Origin of the sequence: Anaplasma marginale str. Florida (genome assembly GCF_000215485.1) — a bacterium.
In the GTDB taxonomy this organism is placed as follows: Bacteria; Pseudomonadota; Alphaproteobacteria; order Rickettsiales; family Anaplasmataceae; genus Anaplasma; species Anaplasma marginale.
The window spans coordinates 1-610 of sequence record NZ_AFMS01000160.1 but is presented as its reverse complement, the minus strand read 5'-3'; the positions used below and the strand labels follow the sequence as shown (position 1 = coordinate 610).

At 52.1% G+C, this 610-nt stretch carries 1 pseudogene; it reads right to left on the bottom strand.

Annotated elements, in window-relative coordinates:
* Nucleotides 1-289: 289 nt before the first annotated feature.
* Nucleotides 290-610, bottom strand: a pseudogene (locus tag GAC_RS04590) (P44/Msp2 family outer membrane protein); the annotation flags it as partial.

Sequence of the window (610 nt, the reverse complement as noted above, 5' to 3'; positions counted from 1 at the left end):
CTTCCAACTCTACTGGGCACCACCAAGGGCAGCCAGCCTCTCTTGGCACCTCATCTCGTACCCTCTTGGCCTACCAAATCTCGACCCTGCCAACACAGCCCTCTGCACCGGTGTCACCTGCATAACCCGTCTCCCAGTCTCTTGTACCTCAACACCTGCATCTCATCTTCCTTACCCAATGTGGCATTCCACAATCTTTGTCCTCTCTACTTACCCCCTACTTCTTACCGGCACCACTCACTGCTTTCCCAGGTCAACTAGTCACCCAACCTCTAGCACCTTCAGCATCTCAGCCCAACTCACCACAGCTCTCTGCACCTTCAACAGCTCTAGCAAAAGCCCCGGCAACAACTGCCTTATCCTCCTTACTCAGGTTATTAATGTTATTCGCCATCCCCTGCAAGTTGATGGTGTCTTTGTTCCCCTCAACAGAAAGCAGTGTGTCTGTACCCTCAGTGAACACCTCACTAATCTTGGTGGTGGCAGTGCTATCGGTGGTACCACACTTCTTAGTGCCATTACTGCCTTCGCCCTTGCCACACACATTCTGGCTCACCTTCTCACCATTAGTAGTACCCTCTACTGCTTTACCCCACTTCTTGGCTTCACC